A 15,947-nucleotide genomic window follows, 5' to 3' on the forward strand; every position below is an offset into this window, starting at 1 on the left:
AGGAAAAGAAAGGCCTTACGATCGTCTTCCGTAAGGCCAACAGAGCACACTGTGAAGGGGCTACAGGGAAAGAGCCTGACCCTGGATCCAGATCTGCCGGAGGTGTAAACCCGCATCGAGCGCAATAATATTGGCGCGTTTGCCTGGTGCTAACGATCCCAGCAGGTGATCCATACCGAGCAGACGGGCGGGATGCAGCGAGGCCATATGGATAGCGTTTTCTGGGGCGACCCCCGTATGCTCCACCATATTTCGCACGGCGGCATCCAGCGCGAGCGTGCTGCCCGCCAGCCCGCCCGAGGCCGTGCGAACAACGCCGCCCTGCATCTCGACATTTTCACCACACAACGTATAGCGCCCATCAGGCATACCCGCCGCCTGCATGGCATCGGTAATCAGCACCGTACGATCCTTCGCGCAGCAACAACATAGCCGCATGGCTCCAGGATGAACGTGATGCCCGTCGGCAATAAGCTCCAGCCACGCGCGTGGGTCCGTAAGCCCGGCGCCAACCATGCCCGGCTCCCGGTGGTGTAATCCCGTCATGCCGTTGTAGCAGTGCACCAGCCCGTCTGCGCCTGCATCAAATGCGGCCAGGGTTTGCGCGTATGTAGCGGCGCTGTGGCCCAGCATGACGCGTATCCCTTTTTGCTTGAGGTGATGGATCGCCTTCAGGGCATCCACTTTTTCCGGAGCAAGCGCCACCACCCGCAGCGTGTTCTGCGAAACCGCAATCAGCTCATCAAGTTCCGCGAGATCCAGCTCGCGAAACAGTTCTGGCGGGTGCGCCCCTTTGTTCTGCGGTGTAAAGTACGGGCCTTCCAGATAGCTGCCCAGGAGCTGCGCGCCGGGGCCACCGGCATGACAGCGCCGGGCAATGCGCCGTAACGCGCCATGGATCGCCTCCAGCGAAGCGGTGACGGTGGTAGGCAGAAACGCCCCTACGCCTTCACGCGCTTTATGTATGGCTAACCGGTCCAGCACGTCGGGGGCATCATCCATCACATCCACACCCGCGCCGCCGTGGACGTGGATATCAATGTATGCCGGGCAAAGCAGGTCTGCCTCGCGGGTGTTAACCCCTGCCGGAATCGGCTCGATGGCGGTGATGACGCCTCTATCCATACGCAGCTGATGGTCATCCAGCCAGCCTTGCCCGGTAAGCAGACGACGCGCGCGCAGCAGCTGGCTCATATCCCTTCCTCGGCGGGCGCTTCCTCGCGACAGCGTGCAAGTTCATCCACCAGGCTGGTCAGGCCGCGATGGCCGCACTCCAGCGCCTGCAAACGAAAGGCTTCACTGCTTAATCCGTCGCGCTCCAGAACCATCTCCAGCAAAAGCTGGAGATTGGTGCCGGTGATCACTTCGCTGCCGGGGCGCTGCATCGCGAGAGTAGAGGCCACACGAAACGGCGTACCGCCGAGAAGATCGGTGAGAAACACGATATCGTGCTCTGCATCCAGTTCATTCACTGCCTGCTCAAGCTGCGCGGTCAGCCGCGCAGTGGTGGAGCTTTCCGGAAAATCGATGGCGATAAACTGCGGCTGTTCGCCGAGGATTTGCTTCATTGCCTGTTGCAGCCCGCTGGCAAAACCGCCGTGACCCGTCAAAATAATGCCTAACATCGCAACCTCTTTGCTTTTTACAGGAAGTGACAGAATTTACCGACAACGCCCAGCACCACGGTGATACCAATCAGGCGCAGTGGGCTCCAGCCACGGCGTACCAGCCAGAACATGGTCAGGGTGTAGACCAGCGGCAGAAAGGCGGGCATCAGTTTGTCGATCACATCGGTTTGCAGTTTGACGACCGCATCCCCGGCTTTAATCTCGAGTGTGGTATTCAGGCGCACATAGGTTGCCACCAGCGCGCCAATCACTGTCATTCCGACAATGGACGCAGCATGACCAACCTTTTTGGTGTTGGCCTTGATCAGCGGGATCGCGGCGACACCCATTCGGTAGGCATAGTGCGCCAGACCAAAACGCAGGCCGAGATGCACCACGTTAAACAGAACGATAAAGACCACGGCGCCAAGAATGGATCCCTGTAGCGCCAGGCTGGCGCCAATCCCCCCGCAAATGGGCAGCAGGGTCAGCCAGAACATGGCGTCACCAATGCCACCGAGCGGTGCGCCAACGGCAATTTTAGTGCTCTGGATGCTGTTCACATCCTGCTTGGAACGCTCCATTGCCAGAATAATGCCGATGACGAAGGTCACCAGAAACGGGTGGGTGTTAAAGAAGCCCATATGGCCTTTCATGGCGCGCGCCAGGTCCCGCTTATTGGTGTGGATCTTTTTCAGCGCGGGCAGTAGCCCATACAGCCAGCCGGAGGCCTGCATACGCTCGTAGTTAAACGAGGCCTGTAGCAGCATGGAACGCCAGGCGATACGGTTAATATCCTTTTTCGTTAGCTCAGCGCCAATACTCTGATCTTCGTAGACGTTTTCATTCACGCCGGTCAGCAGTGCCTCTTCACTTTCAGACACGCCCGGCAGGGTGGTGTGATTAGATGCCATCTTCAAATTCCTCTTTCTGGGCCGCAGGCGCCGTGGGTTCAGGCGATTTGCGCAGCAGGTCGATCAGCGCCATCGCCAGTGCAGCCGCGGCAATCGCCAGCACCGGGAGTTTCAGCCAGGCCGCGGCGACAAAGCCGATAATGAAGTAAGGGATGTAAACGTTTTTCATCATGATCTTCAGTAGCACGGCGAAGCCGATCGCTGGCATGATGCCGCCCGCGACGCCGAGACCGTCGATCAGACGTTCCGGCAGCACGTCAATGGCGGTTTTCGCATGTTCAGCCCCGAAGTAGATGGGCAGAAATGCGCACAGGAAGTAGAAGACGCCGAGCGCCAGCAGTGCCAGATAGTTGACCCGTTCAATACCACGGGTGTCTGCGTTAGCCGCCATGCGATCGCAGCGGGACATCACGCCGGACATCACCGAGAAGAGGAAGGTGATCCCCATCTGAACCGCCACGGCAAACGGCACGGCGACCCCAACGGCGACATCCGGCTTCACGCCTGTAGTAATGGCAAATGTGGTGCCAACGATGGTGCCGATAATCACGTTTGGCGGCTGCGCGCCCGCCAGCGGTGCGAGTCCCATCCAGACCAGTTCTAACGTACCGCCGGTCAGAATTCCGGTGTGCAAATCGCCCAGAATCAGGCCAACCAGTGGCCCGAGCACCACTGGACGGTGCATGTGTGTTAAGCCATTAAACATATCCAGGCCCGCTATAAAGGCGAGAAGCCCCAGCGCGAAAGCCTGCAACAGACTGATTTCCATTGTGAATCCCTCAGAGCAGTTTAAAGAGATCCAAAGCAGTCTCTGTTGGAACGCCCTGAACGAAGCATTCCACTCCGGCCGCCTTCAGGCCGTTAAACGCGGCGATATCGTTCGCGTCTACAGATACCGTTTTGGCAATTTGCTGTTTGCCACTGGCGTAATGCATATTTCCGACGTTAATACGGGTGATGGGCACGCCGCCCTCGACCAGCGTTAAAAAATCAGCCGGTGTTTTACAGACCAGCAGAATTTTCTGCCGGTCGGCGGCGCGATGAATGTTGTCGATCACTTTTTGCAGAGACCAGAAACGCACGGCGATGCCTTCCGCAAGCACCATCTCCATTAGGTTTTGCTGAACCGGATCGTCTGCAACCTCGTCATTTGCCACCAGCACCAGGTTCGCCCCCGCAAACCCCACCCACTGTACGCCCACCTGACCGTGGATCAGGCGTTCATCAATGCGGCATAAGACAATGTTTGGCATAGCGTTTTCCTCTTTTTAATTATGCGTGTTGAGTCGTTACGCCTTCGCAGGCGGCATGGTACTGCTGGAGTATGTCCTGAATGTGGTCGAGGATGAGTTCCCGTGGTGTGGAGCTGAGAGCGCCATCGCGAACTTTGCTGTACTGCAACGGCAGATACTGGCTGATCAGCGGCAGCGGGATCGGTTCATCCGCCAGGTTGCGTACCAGCCGCTCAAAGGCGTCGTCAATCTGGCTGTCTGGCCAGTAATAGCGCACGCGGTCGGAATAGCTGTAACCGCGGGCCAGGCGACGGGCATTGCCGTCGCCGTGATAGTGGCTTTGCCAGTATTCCGGGCGATCGAGCATCACGTTTTCCAGGACGTGACGCAGCCCTGAGCAGGCTTTTGCCGGCAGCAGCTCTTCTTCAATTGCTGCCAATGAGAACAGCGCTTCGCGCAGCGCGAAGGTTAGCGCAGGGCCGACTTTCAGAATGGCGAAGTGATCTTTCACCAACTGGCGCAGCGCCTGCGGCGTCTGGTAATCGGTAGAGTGTGCTTCAAATACCAGCGTGTCGTAGGCTTCAACCATCTTGCTCAGCGCGATGGCTTTATGCGGTTGATAGTCACAAACGTGCGCATGGTCGAACTCAACGCCAGGCTGAACGACCAGGCCAATAATGCGCGGCCAGATGTCGCTTAACCCTTCCTTCTCGAATGCGTGGCGGTGTGCCTCAAGCGTGGCGCGTGCCGCCTCTGGCGTGGTGACCTCAAGCTCGGTCAGCGTCTCGTGTGCCCCACCGGGAACCGGAACTTCCGTGCCGATAACGTAGACCAGATCGGCTACGCCAAATTGCTCGAGACAGGTGGTTTCGGCAATTTTAGCCAGCCGAGCGGCACGCCCGGCAACGATTGCATCGGTTAAAGGAACCGGGTCGTCTTCGCAGGACATGCTGCAATCGAGGTGAATTTTTTTAAATCCGGCCGCCACGTAGCTTCTGATCAGATCGTCGGCGTTCGCCATCGCCTGCAAAGCTGGCAGGTTTTGCCAGCGGTTTGGACCTAAATGATCGCCGCCAAGGATCAGCTGTGAGGTGGGGAAGCCGAGGGATCCCGCCAGCTTGCAGACAAACCCATAAAAATCGGCGGGCGTCATACCGGTATAGCCGCCAAACTGATCCACCTGGTTTGAGGTGGCTTCAATCAGCAGAGGCGTCTGTTGTGAATGGGCGTAACGTATTGCAGCTTCAAGTACCAGTGGATGTGCGGAACAGACGGCATAAATCCCGTTTGTATTCCCCCGTTTATGTTGTTCCACCATTTCTGTCAGATGTTTCACTTTCCTCTCCATTTCGGATGGTGTTGGCATTCATCTTTCGTTTTGTTTCATTTGATACTGCATTATGGTGATGTAAAAATAAAACGAAAGATAATAGTTTTCCGATCTGTTTCACAAAAGAAACATAATGAAAGGTTTCAGCGGCGATTAAGCTTGCGTCCACCTACCATACAGGGCTTGCATTCCCTCAAAAGAAAGGCGTTAATAAGAAAAACGAAATGAAACGAAAGTTTATTTACTAAGGAGCTCGTATGAGCAGCACCGATTCATCCGCAGAGAAGCGCATCACCGGCACCAGTGAAAGGCGAGAGCAGATCATTCAGCGGTTGCGGGCGCAGGGAAGCGTGCAGGTTAACGATCTTTCTCTTTTATTCGGCGTGTCGACGGTGACGATCCGTAACGATCTGGCCTTTCTGGAAAAGCAGGGGATTGCCGTTCGCGCTTACGGCGGCGCGCTGATTTGCGAAGGCAATGCCCCCGGCGTGGAGCCATCCGTTGAGGACAAAAGTTCCCTTAATACGGCAGTGAAGCGCAGCATCGCGCAGGCGGCGGTTGAACTGGTGAAGCCGGGTCACCGCATTATTCTGGACTCCGGCACCACGACCTTTGAAATTGCCCGCATGCTGCGCCAGCACACCGATGTCATTGCCATGACCAACGGGATGAACGTGGCAAACGCGCTGCTGGAAGCGGAAGGCGTAGAGCTGCTGATGACCGGCGGGCATTTGCGCCGTCAGTCACAGTCCTTCTACGGCGACCAGGCGGAGCAGTCCTTACAGAATTACCATTTTGACCTGCTGTTTCTGGGCGTCGATGCCATCGATCTCGACCGGGGGGTGAGTACGCATAACGAGGATGAAGCCCGTCTGAACCGCAAAATGTGCGAGGTGGCGGAGCGTATTATCGTTGTCACGGACTCCAGCAAGTTTAATCGTTCAAGCCTGCATAAAATTATTGATACCCATCGAATCGACATGATTATCGTTGATGAAGGCATTCCTGCGGAAAGCCTGGAAGGGTTACGCAAAAGCGGGATCGATGTGGTGCTGGTCTAAAGAGGCTTTTCCCCTCACCCTAACCCTCTCCCCATAGGGGAGAGGGTTCCCCAGTAATTTGAAAGCAAAAACTATAACGTTGCCTCAGAATAACTGAGGGCTTTCAGCGATGCCTCGGTCCGGCTGTAAATCGCTGAGGCGTTTCCTGTAGGCCGGGGCGAGGCGCAGGGATGCGCCGAGAGGGCGGGCTTTACAGGGATGTTACCTCCGCCCGTCCCCGATAAGCCGGAAGGAATAAGCCGAAGGCACCGCGAAGCGGCGATTTTCCGCCGGAAGCCCGGGTCGCCAGGGTGGTGGCGACTGAGCCACCCTGGCACGTTCACCGGTCATGTCGTGACAGAGTAGCAAGGAACATAAAGTGAACGGAATGACCACCAGAGCCGTATGTTTCCCCTCACCCCAGCCCTCTCCCTCAAGGGAGAGGGGGCCGTCTGTGCAGGCATTATTTTGTGGGGAACCCTCAGCCCCATAGGGGAGAGGGGACTGCTCGGTGCGGTTTTTTACCCTCTCCCCGGTGGGGAGAGGGCAGGGTGAGGGACAATCACGTCACCGGCGCCGGGTTAAACACCGCCAGCGAGTTATGCAATCCCCATTGATCGGAGAAGGTTTTCTTCCGCCCGCTTGCCACATCCAGAATGAAGTGGAACAGCTTCCAGCCCACCTCTTCAATACTCTCTTCCCCGGTGGCGATGGTGCCCGCGTTGATATCCATTAAGTCATACCAGCGGTTTGCCAGCTCGGTGCGGGTCGCCATTTTGATCACCGGTACCGCCATCAGGCCGTACGGCGTGCCGCGCCCGGTGGTAAAGACCTGTACCGTAATGCCGGAAGCCACCTGCTGGGTGCCGCAAACGAAATCACTGGCAGGCGTTGCCGCGTAAATCAGGCCGCGTTTGGTTGGTCGCTGGCCAGGGGAGAGCACTTCCACAATCGCGCTCTGGCCGGATTTGGCAATCGACCCGAGGGCCTTTTCCACCACGTTCGCGAGGCCGCCTTTCTTGTTACCCGGAGACGGGTTGGCGCTGCGATCAGTTTTGCCCATGTCGAGATAGTTATCGTACCAGGCCATTTCCTCCAGCAGGCGTTTGCCCACCTCTTCGTTGACGGCGCGCGGCGTGAGCAGGTGGATAGCATCACGTACTTCGGTGACTTCGGAGAACATCACCGTGGCGCCGCAGCGCACGAACAGATCGGAGGCATAACCTACCGCCGGGTTAGCGGTGACGCCGGAAAACGCATCGCTGCCGCCACACTGTGTCCCAACGACCAGTTCAGAGGCCGGGCAGGTTTCACGCTGGCGTTTGTTCAACTTCTCCAGATGGCGCTCTGCCACCTGTAAAATGTCGTCGACCATCGATCTGAAGCCGACATGGTGTTCATCCTGAAGACGCACAACACTGGCATCGTCAACCGGAATGGCTTTCACATCCTCAGTACCCTGCAACAGGCGTTCTGGCTGCAATTTTTCACAGCCGAGACCAATCACCATTACCTCACCGCCAAAGTTTGGGTTAAGGGCGATATTGTGAATCGTACGGATCGGCACGACCGCTGCCGGCGCGTTGATCGCCACGCCGCAGCCGTACAGGTGGTTAAGACCCACCACGCCGTCAACGTTGGGGTATTTCGGCAACAGATCGCGCTCAATAATTTTCACAACGTAATCCACTACGCCCGCCACGCAATGCACGCTGGTGGTGATGCCAAGCAGGTTTTTGGTTCCCACGCTGCCATCCGCATTGCGGTAACCTTCGAAGGTATAACCCTCCAGCGGAGGCAACGGCTCAGGGACGCGGGTAGCCAGCGGCAACGTCTCCAGCGGCGGGGCGGTGGGCAGCTCAACCAGCGACTCCTCAATCCAGCTACCCTGCGGGATAGCGCGCACCGCATAGCCGATGACTTCGCCGTAGCGCACGATTTCGCCCTGCGCCGGAATATCGACCAGTGCGACTTTATGCCCCTGCGGAATGTGCTCAATCAGCTCCAGGCCATCCGGAAAGCGGGTGCCAGCTTTTAAGCCATTGTCGTTGACAATAATCGCCACGTTATCGGTATCGTGCACTTTTATATAGAACGCCGTCGGCGACGCCTGTCGAATTTCAATATCGGCCATTGTTCACTCTTCTCCAGCAAAATATCTGATACTAAATATAGCCAGATGGTTAATTGTTTCTTATTGAGGAAATAAAGAATGTCAGGAGAGGAAAGGTGAGAATGTGATCGCGATCGCTCCCGAACCACTAATCGTTGATTCTGTGCATCAGCGCCCACTGCATTGGGCATATGCTCAAAATAGCGTGCTACTCCCGTTGGATAATTGAGCATTGAAACAATGTATTGCCGGGTGGTGACGATTATACTGAATGACGATTTTATAACGCCAAAATTCAGTCAGGAAAATAAATATAACGCTGACGCTGAGTCGGAATAAATAAGAAAAGCTACTGGCTAAAACTGCGGAATTAAAAAAGGTATAAGTAATGAGTAACGACATCTTCCCGAATAAGTTTAAAGCGGCCCTCGCGGCGCACCAGATTCAGATTGGCTGCTGGTCTGCGCTGGCCAACCCCATCAGCACCGAAGTGCTGGGCCTGGCCGGGTTCGACTGGCTGGTGCTGGACGGCGAACATGCGCCAAACGATATCAACACGTTTATTCCGCAGCTGATGGCGCTGAAAGGCAGCCACAGCGCGCCGGTGGTGCGTGTACCCACCAACGAGCCGGTGATCATCAAGCGTCTGCTGGATATCGGCTTCTACAACTTCCTGATCCCGTTTGTTGAAACGGAAGAAGAAGCGGTGCTGGCCGTGGCGGCGACCCGCTATCCACCGGAAGGGATCCGCGGCGTGTCCGTCTCGCACCGCGCCAACATGTTTGGCACCGTGCCGGACTATTTCGCCCAGTCCAACAAGAACATCACCATTCTGGTTCAGATCGAGAGCCAGCAGGGGGTCGATAACGTCGACGCTATTGCCGCGACGGAGGGGGTAGACGGCATTTTCGTCGGCCCGAGCGATCTGGCGGCCGCCTTTGGTCATCTGGGCAACGCCAGCCATCCGGACGTGCAGCGCGCAATTCAGCACATTTTTGCCCGTGCCAAAGCGCACGGTAAACCGTGCGGCATTCTGGCGCCAGTGGAAGCCGATGCCCGCCGCTACCTGGAGTGGGGCGCAACGTTTGTCGCCGTGGGCAGCGATCTCGGCGTATTCCGCGCCGCCACGCAGAAATTAGCGGACGCTTTTAAAAAATAACCATCATTGAGGAAACAGATTATGACGCTGAAAGTGGGTTTTATTGGCCTGGGTATCATGGGCAAACCAATGAGCAAAAACCTCATCAAAGCAGGTTACTCACTGGTGGTTTTAGATCGTAATTCAGACGCGGTGGCAGAGGTGATTGCGGCTGGCGCAGAAACGGCGACAACCGCAAAAGCGATTGCTGAGCAGTGCGACGTGATTATCACCATGCTGCCAAACTCCCCGCACGTGAAAGAGGTGGCGCTGGGTGAGAACGGCATTATCGATGGCGCGAAGCCGGGTCTGGTGGTGATCGACATGAGTTCTATCGCACCGCTGGCAAGCCGCGAAATCAGCGAGGAGCTGAAAGCGAAGGGCGTGGAGATGCTGGATGCGCCGGTCAGCGGCGGCGAACCGAAAGCCATCGACGGCACCCTGTCGGTGATGGTAGGGGGCGATAAAGCCGTGTTCGACAAATACTACGACCTGATGAAAGCCATGGCTGGCTCCGTGGTGCACACCGGTGAAATTGGCGCAGGCAACGTCACCAAGCTGGCAAACCAGGTGATTGTGGCGTTGAACATCGCGGCTATGTCGGAGGCGCTAACGCTGGCCACCAAAGCGGGCGTTAATCCGGATCTGGTCTATCAGGCTATTCGCGGTGGTCTTGCGGGCAGCACCGTGCTGGATGCCAAGGCGCCGATGGTGATGGATCGTAACTTCAGGCCGGGCTTCCGCATCGATCTGCACATTAAGGATCTGGCGAATGCGCTGGATACCTCCCACGGCGTGGGGGCGCAGCTGCCGCTGACTGCCGCCGTCATGGAGATGATGCAGGCGCTGCGTGCGGATGGTCTGGGCACCGCCGATCATAGCGCGTTAGCGTGCTATTACGAAAAGCTGGCGAAGGTTGAAATTGCTCGCTAATGACGTCCCGCCCGGTGGCGTTACGCTTACCGGGCCTACGGCTCAGGCATACAACTATGAAAATCGTAATCGCGCCAGACTCTTATAAAGAAAGCCTGTCTGCCACTGAGGTGGCGCAGGCGATAGAAAAAGGATTTCGGGAAATTTTCCCCGACGCTCATTACGTGTCTGTTCCCGTTGCTGACGGCGGAGAAGGTACGGTTGAAGCGATGATCGCCGCGACGCAGGGCACCTGGCAGCAGGCTGTCGTCACCGGCCCGTTAGGGGAAAAGGTGAAGGCCAGCTGGGGGATCTCGGGCGACGGTACCACCGCGTTTATCGAGATGGCCGCCGCCAGCGGCCTGGTGCTTGTTCCTCCCGCGCAGCGTAACCCGCTGGTCACGACGTCGCGCGGGACGGGGGAGCTGATCCTCCGCGCGCTGGATAAAGGCGCGCGCAACATCATTATCGGTATCGGCGGGAGCGCAACCAACGATGGGGGCGCAGGCATGATGCAGGCGCTGGGCGCGAAGTTTACGGATGCGAACGGGACGGAGATCGGCTACGGCGGCGGCAGCCTGATGGCGCTTAACCGGATTGATATTTCGGATCTCGATCCGCGTCTTCAGGGGTGCGCAATCCGTGTCGCCTGTGACGTGACGAATCCGCTGGTCGGTGAAAGCGGCGCGTCGCGTATCTTTGGACCGCAAAAAGGCGCCACGGAGGAGATGATCCTCGAACTCGACGCCAGTCTTAGCCACTATGCCGAAGTGATCAAAAAAACGCTGCGCATTGACGTCAACCGGGTTCCGGGGGCAGGAGCGGCGGGCGGCATGGGCGCGGCGCTGATGGCCTTCCTGGGCGCAGAGCTGAAAAGCGGCATTGAGATTGTCACTCAGGCGCTCAATCTTGAAGAACATATTCACGACTGCACGTGGGTGCTGACGGGGGAAGGGCGCATCGACAGCCAGAGCATAAATGGCAAAGTGCCCGTCGGCGTGGCGAGCGTCGCCAAAAAATACCATAAGCCAGTGATAGGGATTGCCGGAAGTCTGACGCAGGATGTGGGTGTGGTGCATCAGTACGGCATCGATGCGGTGTTCAGCGTACTGACCCGCATCGGCTCACTGGAAGAGGCGTTCCAGGGAGCGTATGACAACATTTACCGCGCCTCGCGGAATATCGCGGCCACATTACAGGTAGGCATGCGTAGCCAGGGGTGACAGCGGCGCGCAAACCCTCTATACTGCGCGCCGAAGCTGACCAGACAGTCGCCGCTTCGTCGTCGTCCCTTTCGGGGGAGACGGGCGGAGGGGAGGAAAGTCCGGGCTCCACAGGGCAGGGTGCCAGGTAACGCCTGGGGGGGAAACCCACGACCAGTGCAACAGAGAGCAAACCGCCGATGGCCCGCGCAAGCGGGATCAGGTAAGGGTGAAAGGGTGCGGTAAGAGCGCACCGCGCGGCTGGTAACAGTCCGTGGCACGGTAAACTCCACCCGGAGCAAGGCCAAATAGGGGTTCACATGGTACGGCCCGTACTGAACCCGGGTAGGCTGCTTGAGCCAGTGAGCGATTGCTGGCCTAGATGAATGACTGTCCACGACAGAACCCGGCTTATCGGTCAGCTTCAACTTCTTACGAAACCCCGCTTCGGCGGGGTTTTTGCTTTCTGAAGGTTGCAGGTCGGGTAAGCGAAGCGCCAAACGACATCAATTCTCAATTTTGCGACGCTAAGCACGTTTCACTATTTGTTCGGCTGCGTGTTCCTCTCATCTGCTGCGCATGATCGTAATCACAAAATTTAACGCTATAAAATTAGAAAAATTTAGTGTTGAGCAGATGTTGTAAATGTTTAGTCAGTGATGCCGAATGTTATTCATTTGATAATTTAATATTGAATCTAAAAACATTCTTCTGGTGAATGTGTGATATATCCCACTCTTTAACCGGAAAGTGAATAAATACTCCTGGTAAAGTTGATAAACCACAAAAATGTTTTAAAGGAATAATGGTGTTTTATTAACCTTAAATTGCCTGAAAGATAGCCTTTATTAATATTTTTAAGGCAAAAAAATTCACGCTGGTTATTGCCATAAAATAAATTTATTACCGCGTTTTTTATTGATCAATGTCAGCGTAAATGCGTATTTTTATTGTGATAAAGCTTTGATTTATAAACATATAAATAGTTTTCTGGTGCGACTGAAAACAGAGCGTCCTGGCAAATTGTGAGTAACAGCACATACCCCCTAAAACAATATTGGGTAGAATCCGCTGCGTCATAGGGAAATAAGCGCAGAATATTATGAATACTATTATTCTACCGAAAACTCAGCACCTCGTGGTATTTCAGGAAGTCATCAAAAGTGGCTCCATAGGTTCTGCTGCAAGACAACTGGGGCTGACGCAACCTGCCGTCAGCAAAATCATCAGCGACATCGAATCTTACTTTGGGGTGGAAGTGATGGTGCGTAAAAACACCGGCGTAAAACTCACTGCTGCCGGTCAGGTGCTGCTGTCCTACGCTGAGTCGATCACCCGCGAAATGAAAAACATGGTAAGCGAGATCAACAGCCTCAGTTTCAGTACCGTCATGGACGTCTCCTTCGGCTATCCGTCGCTGATTGGCTTCACCTTCCTGTCCGGGATGATCAAAAAATTCAAGGAAGTGTTCCCGAAGGCACGCGTCTCAATGTATGAAGCGCAGCTCTCTTCATTCCTGCCCGCCATTCGCGATGGCCGGCTGGATTTCGCCATCGGTACGCTGAGCGACGGGATGCAGCTTCAGGATCTTCACGTTGAGCCACTGTTTGAATCCGAGTTTGTGCTGGTGGCGAGTAAATCACGAACGTGCACCGGCCCGACCAGACTGGCATCGCTTACGCACGAGCAGTGGGTGATGCCGCAAACCGATATGGGCTACTACAACGAACTTCTGACCACCCTGCAAGACAACCACATCAGCATTGAAAACATCGTCCAGACCGATTCCGTCGTCACCATCTATAACCTTGTACTCAATGCCGATTACCTGACGGTGATCCCCCGTGACATGATTGCGCCATTCGGCTCGGACCAGTTCATTGTCCTGCCGCTGGAAGATGAATTACCCGTGGCGCGTTATGCCGCCGTGTGGTCAAAAAATTACAGTATTAAAAAATCGGCGTCAGTATTAGTTGAACTGGCAAAACAATATTCGTCGATGAATACCGAAAAACGACGATAGAAATAATGATGATTTAAAACACCCGGAGCGACGCTTTTTAACGCTCTGTTACCCTGACTTTGCCTGAAAACAATGAATTATTATAACGAGGATATTATGCACATTACTTACGATCTCCCGGTGACCATTGAAGATATTCAGGACGCCAGAAAAAGACTGGCGGGAAAGATCTATAAAACCGGTATGCCGCGCTCAAATTATCTGAGCGAACGGTGTAAGGGTGAGATATTCCTGAAATTTGAAAATATGCAGCGTACCGGTTCGTTTAAAATACGTGGGGCGTTTAATAAATTAAGCTCGCTGACCGATGCGGAAAAACGCAAGGGCGTGGTGGCCTGTTCCGCAGGGAACCACGCGCAGGGGGTCTCTCTCTCCTGCGCCATGCTCGGCATCGACGGCAAAGTAGTGATGCCGATGGGCGCGCCGAAATCCAAGGTTGCCGCCACGCGCGACTACTCTGCCGAAGTGGTGCTACACGGCGAGAACTTTAACGACACCATCGCCAAAGTGAGCGAAATCGTCGAGATGGAAGGGCGCATTTTTATCCCGCCTTACGACGATCCGAAAGTGATCGCCGGTCAGGGCACCATCGGCCTGGAGATCCTCGAAGATTTATATGACGTGGATAACGTGATTGTCCCCATCGGCGGCGGCGGTTTAATTGCCGGTATTGCGACAGCAATTAAATCCATCAACCCAACTATCAATATTATCGGCGTGCAGTCTGAAAACGTGCACGGAATGGCGGCATCGTATCAGGCCGGTGAAATAACGAACCACCGCATTACCGGCACATTAGCAGACGGTTGCGACGTGTCTCGCCCGGGTAATTTAACCTTCGAAATCGTTCGTGAATTAGTCGATGACATTGTGCTGGTCAGCGAAGACGAGATTCGCAACAGCATGATCGCGCTTATCCAGCGAAATAAAGTGGTCACGGAAGGTGCTGGCGCACTGGCGTGCGCGGCGTTATTAAGCGGCAAGCTGGACCACTATATCCAGGGCCGTAAAACCGTCTGCATTATTTCCGGCGGCAATATCGATCTCTCCCGTGTTTCCCAAATTACCGGCTTCGTTGACGCATAAAGGATGACTTATGAGCAACACAGAAAGCATTATCGTTGGCCAGACAAAAACGTCCTCCTGGCGTAAATCTGATACCACCTGGACGCTCGGCCTGTTTGGTACCGCCATTGGCGCAGGCGTGCTGTTCTTCCCTATCCGTGCAGGCTTTGGCGGCTTGATCCCCATCCTGCTGATGCTGGTACTCGCGTTCCCGATTGCCTTTTACTGCCACCGCGCGCTGGCGCGTCTGTGTTTGTCCGGCAGTAACGTCTCCGGCAACATCACCGAAACGGTGGAGGAGCATTTTGGTAAGACCGGCGGGGTGGTAATCACCTTCCTCTACTTCTTTGCCATTTGCCCGCTGCTGTGGATTTACGGCGTCACCATTACCAACACCTTTATGACCTTCTGGGAAAACCAGCTCCAGATGCCCGCCCTGAACCGCGGCGTGGTGGCGCTGTTCCTGCTGCTGCTGATGGCCTTTGTTATCTGGTTCGGTAAAGACCTGATGGTGAAAGTGATGAGCTACCTGGTGTTCCCGTTCATCGCCAGCCTGGTGTTGATTTCTCTCTCGCTGATCCCGTACTGGAACTCGGCGGTGATCGACCAGGTTAACCTGAGCGATATCGCCTTCACCGGTCATGACGGCATTCTGGTCACGGTGTGGCTGGGGATCTCCATCATGGTCTTCTCCTTCAACTTCTCGCCTATCGTCTCCTCGTTTGTGGTCTCCAAGCGCGAAGAGTACGAACCGGAGTTCGGGAAAGAGTTTACCGAGCAGAAATGTTCCAAAATCATCGGTCGCGCCAGCCTGCTGATGGTGGCGGTGGTGATGTTCTTCGCCTTTAGCTGCCTGTTTACACTCTCTCCGCAGAACATGGCGGACGCCAAAGCGCAGAACATTCCGGTGCTCTCTTACCTGGCGAACCACTTTGCGTCGATGTCAGGCAGTAAATCCACGTTCGCCACCGTGCTGGAGTACGGCGCGTCCATCATCGCGCTGGTCGCTATCTTTAAATCCTTCTTCGGCCACTATCTGGGCACGCTGGAGGGGCTGAACGGCCTGATCATCAAGTTCGGCTACAAGGGCGACAAGAAGAACGTCTCCGTCGGCAAGCTGAACACCATCAGCATGGTCTTCATCATGGGCTCCACCTGGATTGTGGCCTACGCCAACCCGAACATTCTGGACCTCATTGAAGCCATGGGCGCGCCAATTATCGCCTCTCTGCTGTGCCTGCTGCCGATGTACGCCATCCGCAAGGCACCGGCGCTGGCGAAATACAAAGGCCGGACCGAGAACATCTTCGTAACCGTGGTCGGTCTGCTGACCATTCTGAACATCGTGTACAAACTGTTTTAAACCAAAGC

At 55.5% G+C, this 15,947-nt stretch carries 14 protein-coding genes and 1 other RNA gene; 8 read left to right on the forward strand and 7 right to left on the reverse strand.

What is annotated here, in order from left to right; genetic code table 11:
* Positions 1-60: 60 nt before the first annotated feature.
* From nagA to kbaZ, 6 genes are read right to left on the reverse strand one after another with little or no spacing between them, the layout of a single operon-like run.
* Positions 61-1,194, reverse strand: coding sequence for an N-acetylglucosamine-6-phosphate deacetylase (nagA, locus tag ACOTXL_RS12610; RefSeq protein ID WP_045350328.1), 1,134 nt, complete (start codon positions 1,192-1,194; stop codon positions 61-63).
* Positions 1,191-1,625, reverse strand: a complete 435-nt coding sequence (agaF, locus tag ACOTXL_RS12615) for a PTS galactosamine/N-acetylgalactosamine transporter subunit IIA (RefSeq protein WP_003861734.1) — start codon at positions 1,623-1,625, stop codon at positions 1,191-1,193. Before agaF ends, nagA begins: the two co-directional genes overlap by 4 nt.
* 17 nt (positions 1,626-1,642) lie before the next feature.
* Positions 1,643-2,521 carry a PTS N-acetylgalactosamine transporter subunit IID gene (agaE, locus tag ACOTXL_RS12620; protein ID WP_045350329.1) on the reverse strand — a complete coding sequence of 293 codons (879 nt, stop codon included), beginning with the start codon at positions 2,519-2,521 and terminating at the stop codon, positions 1,643-1,645.
* Positions 2,511-3,290: a PTS N-acetylgalactosamine transporter subunit IIC gene (agaW, locus tag ACOTXL_RS12625; RefSeq protein ID WP_003861730.1), complete on the reverse strand. Its 780-nt coding sequence runs from the start codon at positions 3,288-3,290 to the stop codon at positions 2,511-2,513. Before agaW ends, agaE begins: the two co-directional genes overlap by 11 nt.
* A gap of 10 nt (positions 3,291-3,300) precedes the next feature.
* A complete protein-coding gene (gene agaV, locus ACOTXL_RS12630; protein ID WP_003861728.1) occupies positions 3,301-3,774 on the reverse strand; it encodes a PTS N-acetylgalactosamine transporter subunit IIB in 474 nt (157 codons plus the stop codon).
* Between the two features lie 19 nt (positions 3,775-3,793).
* Positions 3,794-5,101: a tagatose-bisphosphate aldolase subunit KbaZ gene (kbaZ, locus tag ACOTXL_RS12635; protein WP_045350330.1), complete on the reverse strand. Its 1,308-nt coding sequence runs from the start codon at positions 5,099-5,101 to the stop codon at positions 3,794-3,796.
* Positions 5,102-5,340: 239 nt separating this feature from the next.
* On the opposite strand from kbaZ, the gene ACOTXL_RS12640 reads away from it, so the two are divergent.
* A complete protein-coding gene (locus ACOTXL_RS12640; protein ID WP_032607968.1) occupies positions 5,341-6,144 on the forward strand; it encodes a DeoR family transcriptional regulator in 804 nt (267 codons plus the stop codon).
* Between the two features lie 541 nt (positions 6,145-6,685).
* Here the strand turns inward: ACOTXL_RS12640 and garD are convergent.
* On the reverse strand, positions 6,686-8,257 hold the full coding sequence (garD, locus tag ACOTXL_RS12645) for a galactarate dehydratase (protein WP_023314892.1): 1,572 nt from the start codon (positions 8,255-8,257) through the stop codon (positions 6,686-6,688).
* Between the two features lie 367 nt (positions 8,258-8,624).
* Between garD and garL the strand changes: the two genes are divergently transcribed.
* The 7 genes from garL to tdcC all read left to right on the forward strand — a co-directional run bounded on the left by garL (position 8,625) and on the right by tdcC (position 15,939).
* On the forward strand, positions 8,625-9,395 hold the full coding sequence (gene garL / locus ACOTXL_RS12650) for a 2-dehydro-3-deoxyglucarate aldolase (protein ID WP_003862676.1): 771 nt from the start codon (positions 8,625-8,627) through the stop codon (positions 9,393-9,395).
* Between the two features lie 21 nt (positions 9,396-9,416).
* A complete protein-coding gene (garR, locus tag ACOTXL_RS12655; protein WP_032660438.1) occupies positions 9,417-10,307 on the forward strand; it encodes a 2-hydroxy-3-oxopropionate reductase in 891 nt (296 codons plus the stop codon).
* Positions 10,308-10,363: 56 nt separating this feature from the next.
* Entirely contained in the window at positions 10,364-11,509 is a 1,146-nt protein-coding gene (garK, locus tag ACOTXL_RS12660; protein ID WP_003862672.1) for a glycerate 2-kinase, read from the forward strand.
* A 32-nt stretch (positions 11,510-11,541) separates the two neighbouring features.
* An RNA gene (gene rnpB / locus ACOTXL_RS12665) (RNase P RNA component class A) lies at positions 11,542-11,918 on the forward strand.
* A 672-nt stretch (positions 11,919-12,590) separates the two neighbouring features.
* Positions 12,591-13,511 (forward strand): transcriptional regulator TdcA, encoded by a 921-nt coding sequence (gene tdcA / locus ACOTXL_RS12670; RefSeq protein WP_045350490.1) that lies wholly within the window; start codon positions 12,591-12,593, stop codon positions 13,509-13,511.
* Positions 13,512-13,607: 96 nt separating this feature from the next.
* Positions 13,608-14,597, forward strand: a complete 990-nt coding sequence (tdcB, locus tag ACOTXL_RS12675; RefSeq protein ID WP_022651901.1) for a bifunctional threonine ammonia-lyase/L-serine ammonia-lyase TdcB — start codon at positions 13,608-13,610, stop codon at positions 14,595-14,597.
* A 10-nt stretch (positions 14,598-14,607) separates the two neighbouring features.
* The gene (gene tdcC / locus ACOTXL_RS12680) at positions 14,608-15,939 is read left to right on the forward strand and encodes a threonine/serine transporter TdcC (RefSeq protein ID WP_003862666.1); all 1,332 of its coding nucleotides are present in this window, start codon (positions 14,608-14,610) and stop codon (positions 15,937-15,939) included.
* Positions 15,940-15,947: the final 8 nt, after the last annotated feature.

It is taken from the genome of Enterobacter cloacae complex sp. IR5402 (genome assembly GCF_049238125.1).
In the GTDB taxonomy this organism is placed as follows: Bacteria; Pseudomonadota; Gammaproteobacteria; order Enterobacterales; family Enterobacteriaceae; genus Enterobacter; species Enterobacter hormaechei_C.

Excerpts from the sequence above, each read along its gene's own strand:
- nagA (WP_045350328.1), bottom strand. The coding sequence starts at position 1,194 with ATGAGCCAGCTGCTGCGCGCGCGTCGTCTGCTTACCGGGCAAGGCTGG.
- agaF (WP_003861734.1), bottom strand. The coding sequence starts at position 1,625 with ATGTTAGGCATTATTTTGACGGGTCACGGCGGTTTTGCCAGCGGGCTG.
- agaE (WP_045350329.1), bottom strand. The coding sequence starts at position 2,521 with ATGGCATCTAATCACACCACCCTGCCGGGCGTGTCTGAAAGTGAAGAG.
- agaW (WP_003861730.1), bottom strand. The coding sequence starts at position 3,290 with ATGGAAATCAGTCTGTTGCAGGCTTTCGCGCTGGGGCTTCTCGCCTTT.
- agaV (WP_003861728.1), bottom strand. The coding sequence starts at position 3,774 with ATGCCAAACATTGTCTTATGCCGCATTGATGAACGCCTGATCCACGGT.
- kbaZ (WP_045350330.1), bottom strand. The coding sequence starts at position 5,101 with ATGGAGAGGAAAGTGAAACATCTGACAGAAATGGTGGAACAACATAAA.
- ACOTXL_RS12640 (WP_032607968.1), top strand. The coding sequence starts at position 5,341 with ATGAGCAGCACCGATTCATCCGCAGAGAAGCGCATCACCGGCACCAGT.
- garD (WP_023314892.1), bottom strand. The coding sequence starts at position 8,257 with ATGGCCGATATTGAAATTCGACAGGCGTCGCCGACGGCGTTCTATATA.
- garL (WP_003862676.1), top strand. The coding sequence starts at position 8,625 with ATGAGTAACGACATCTTCCCGAATAAGTTTAAAGCGGCCCTCGCGGCG.
- garR (WP_032660438.1), top strand. The coding sequence starts at position 9,417 with ATGACGCTGAAAGTGGGTTTTATTGGCCTGGGTATCATGGGCAAACCA.
- garK (WP_003862672.1), top strand. The coding sequence starts at position 10,364 with ATGAAAATCGTAATCGCGCCAGACTCTTATAAAGAAAGCCTGTCTGCC.
- tdcA (WP_045350490.1), top strand. The coding sequence starts at position 12,591 with ATGAATACTATTATTCTACCGAAAACTCAGCACCTCGTGGTATTTCAG.
- tdcB (WP_022651901.1), top strand. The coding sequence starts at position 13,608 with ATGCACATTACTTACGATCTCCCGGTGACCATTGAAGATATTCAGGAC.
- tdcC (WP_003862666.1), top strand. The coding sequence starts at position 14,608 with ATGAGCAACACAGAAAGCATTATCGTTGGCCAGACAAAAACGTCCTCC.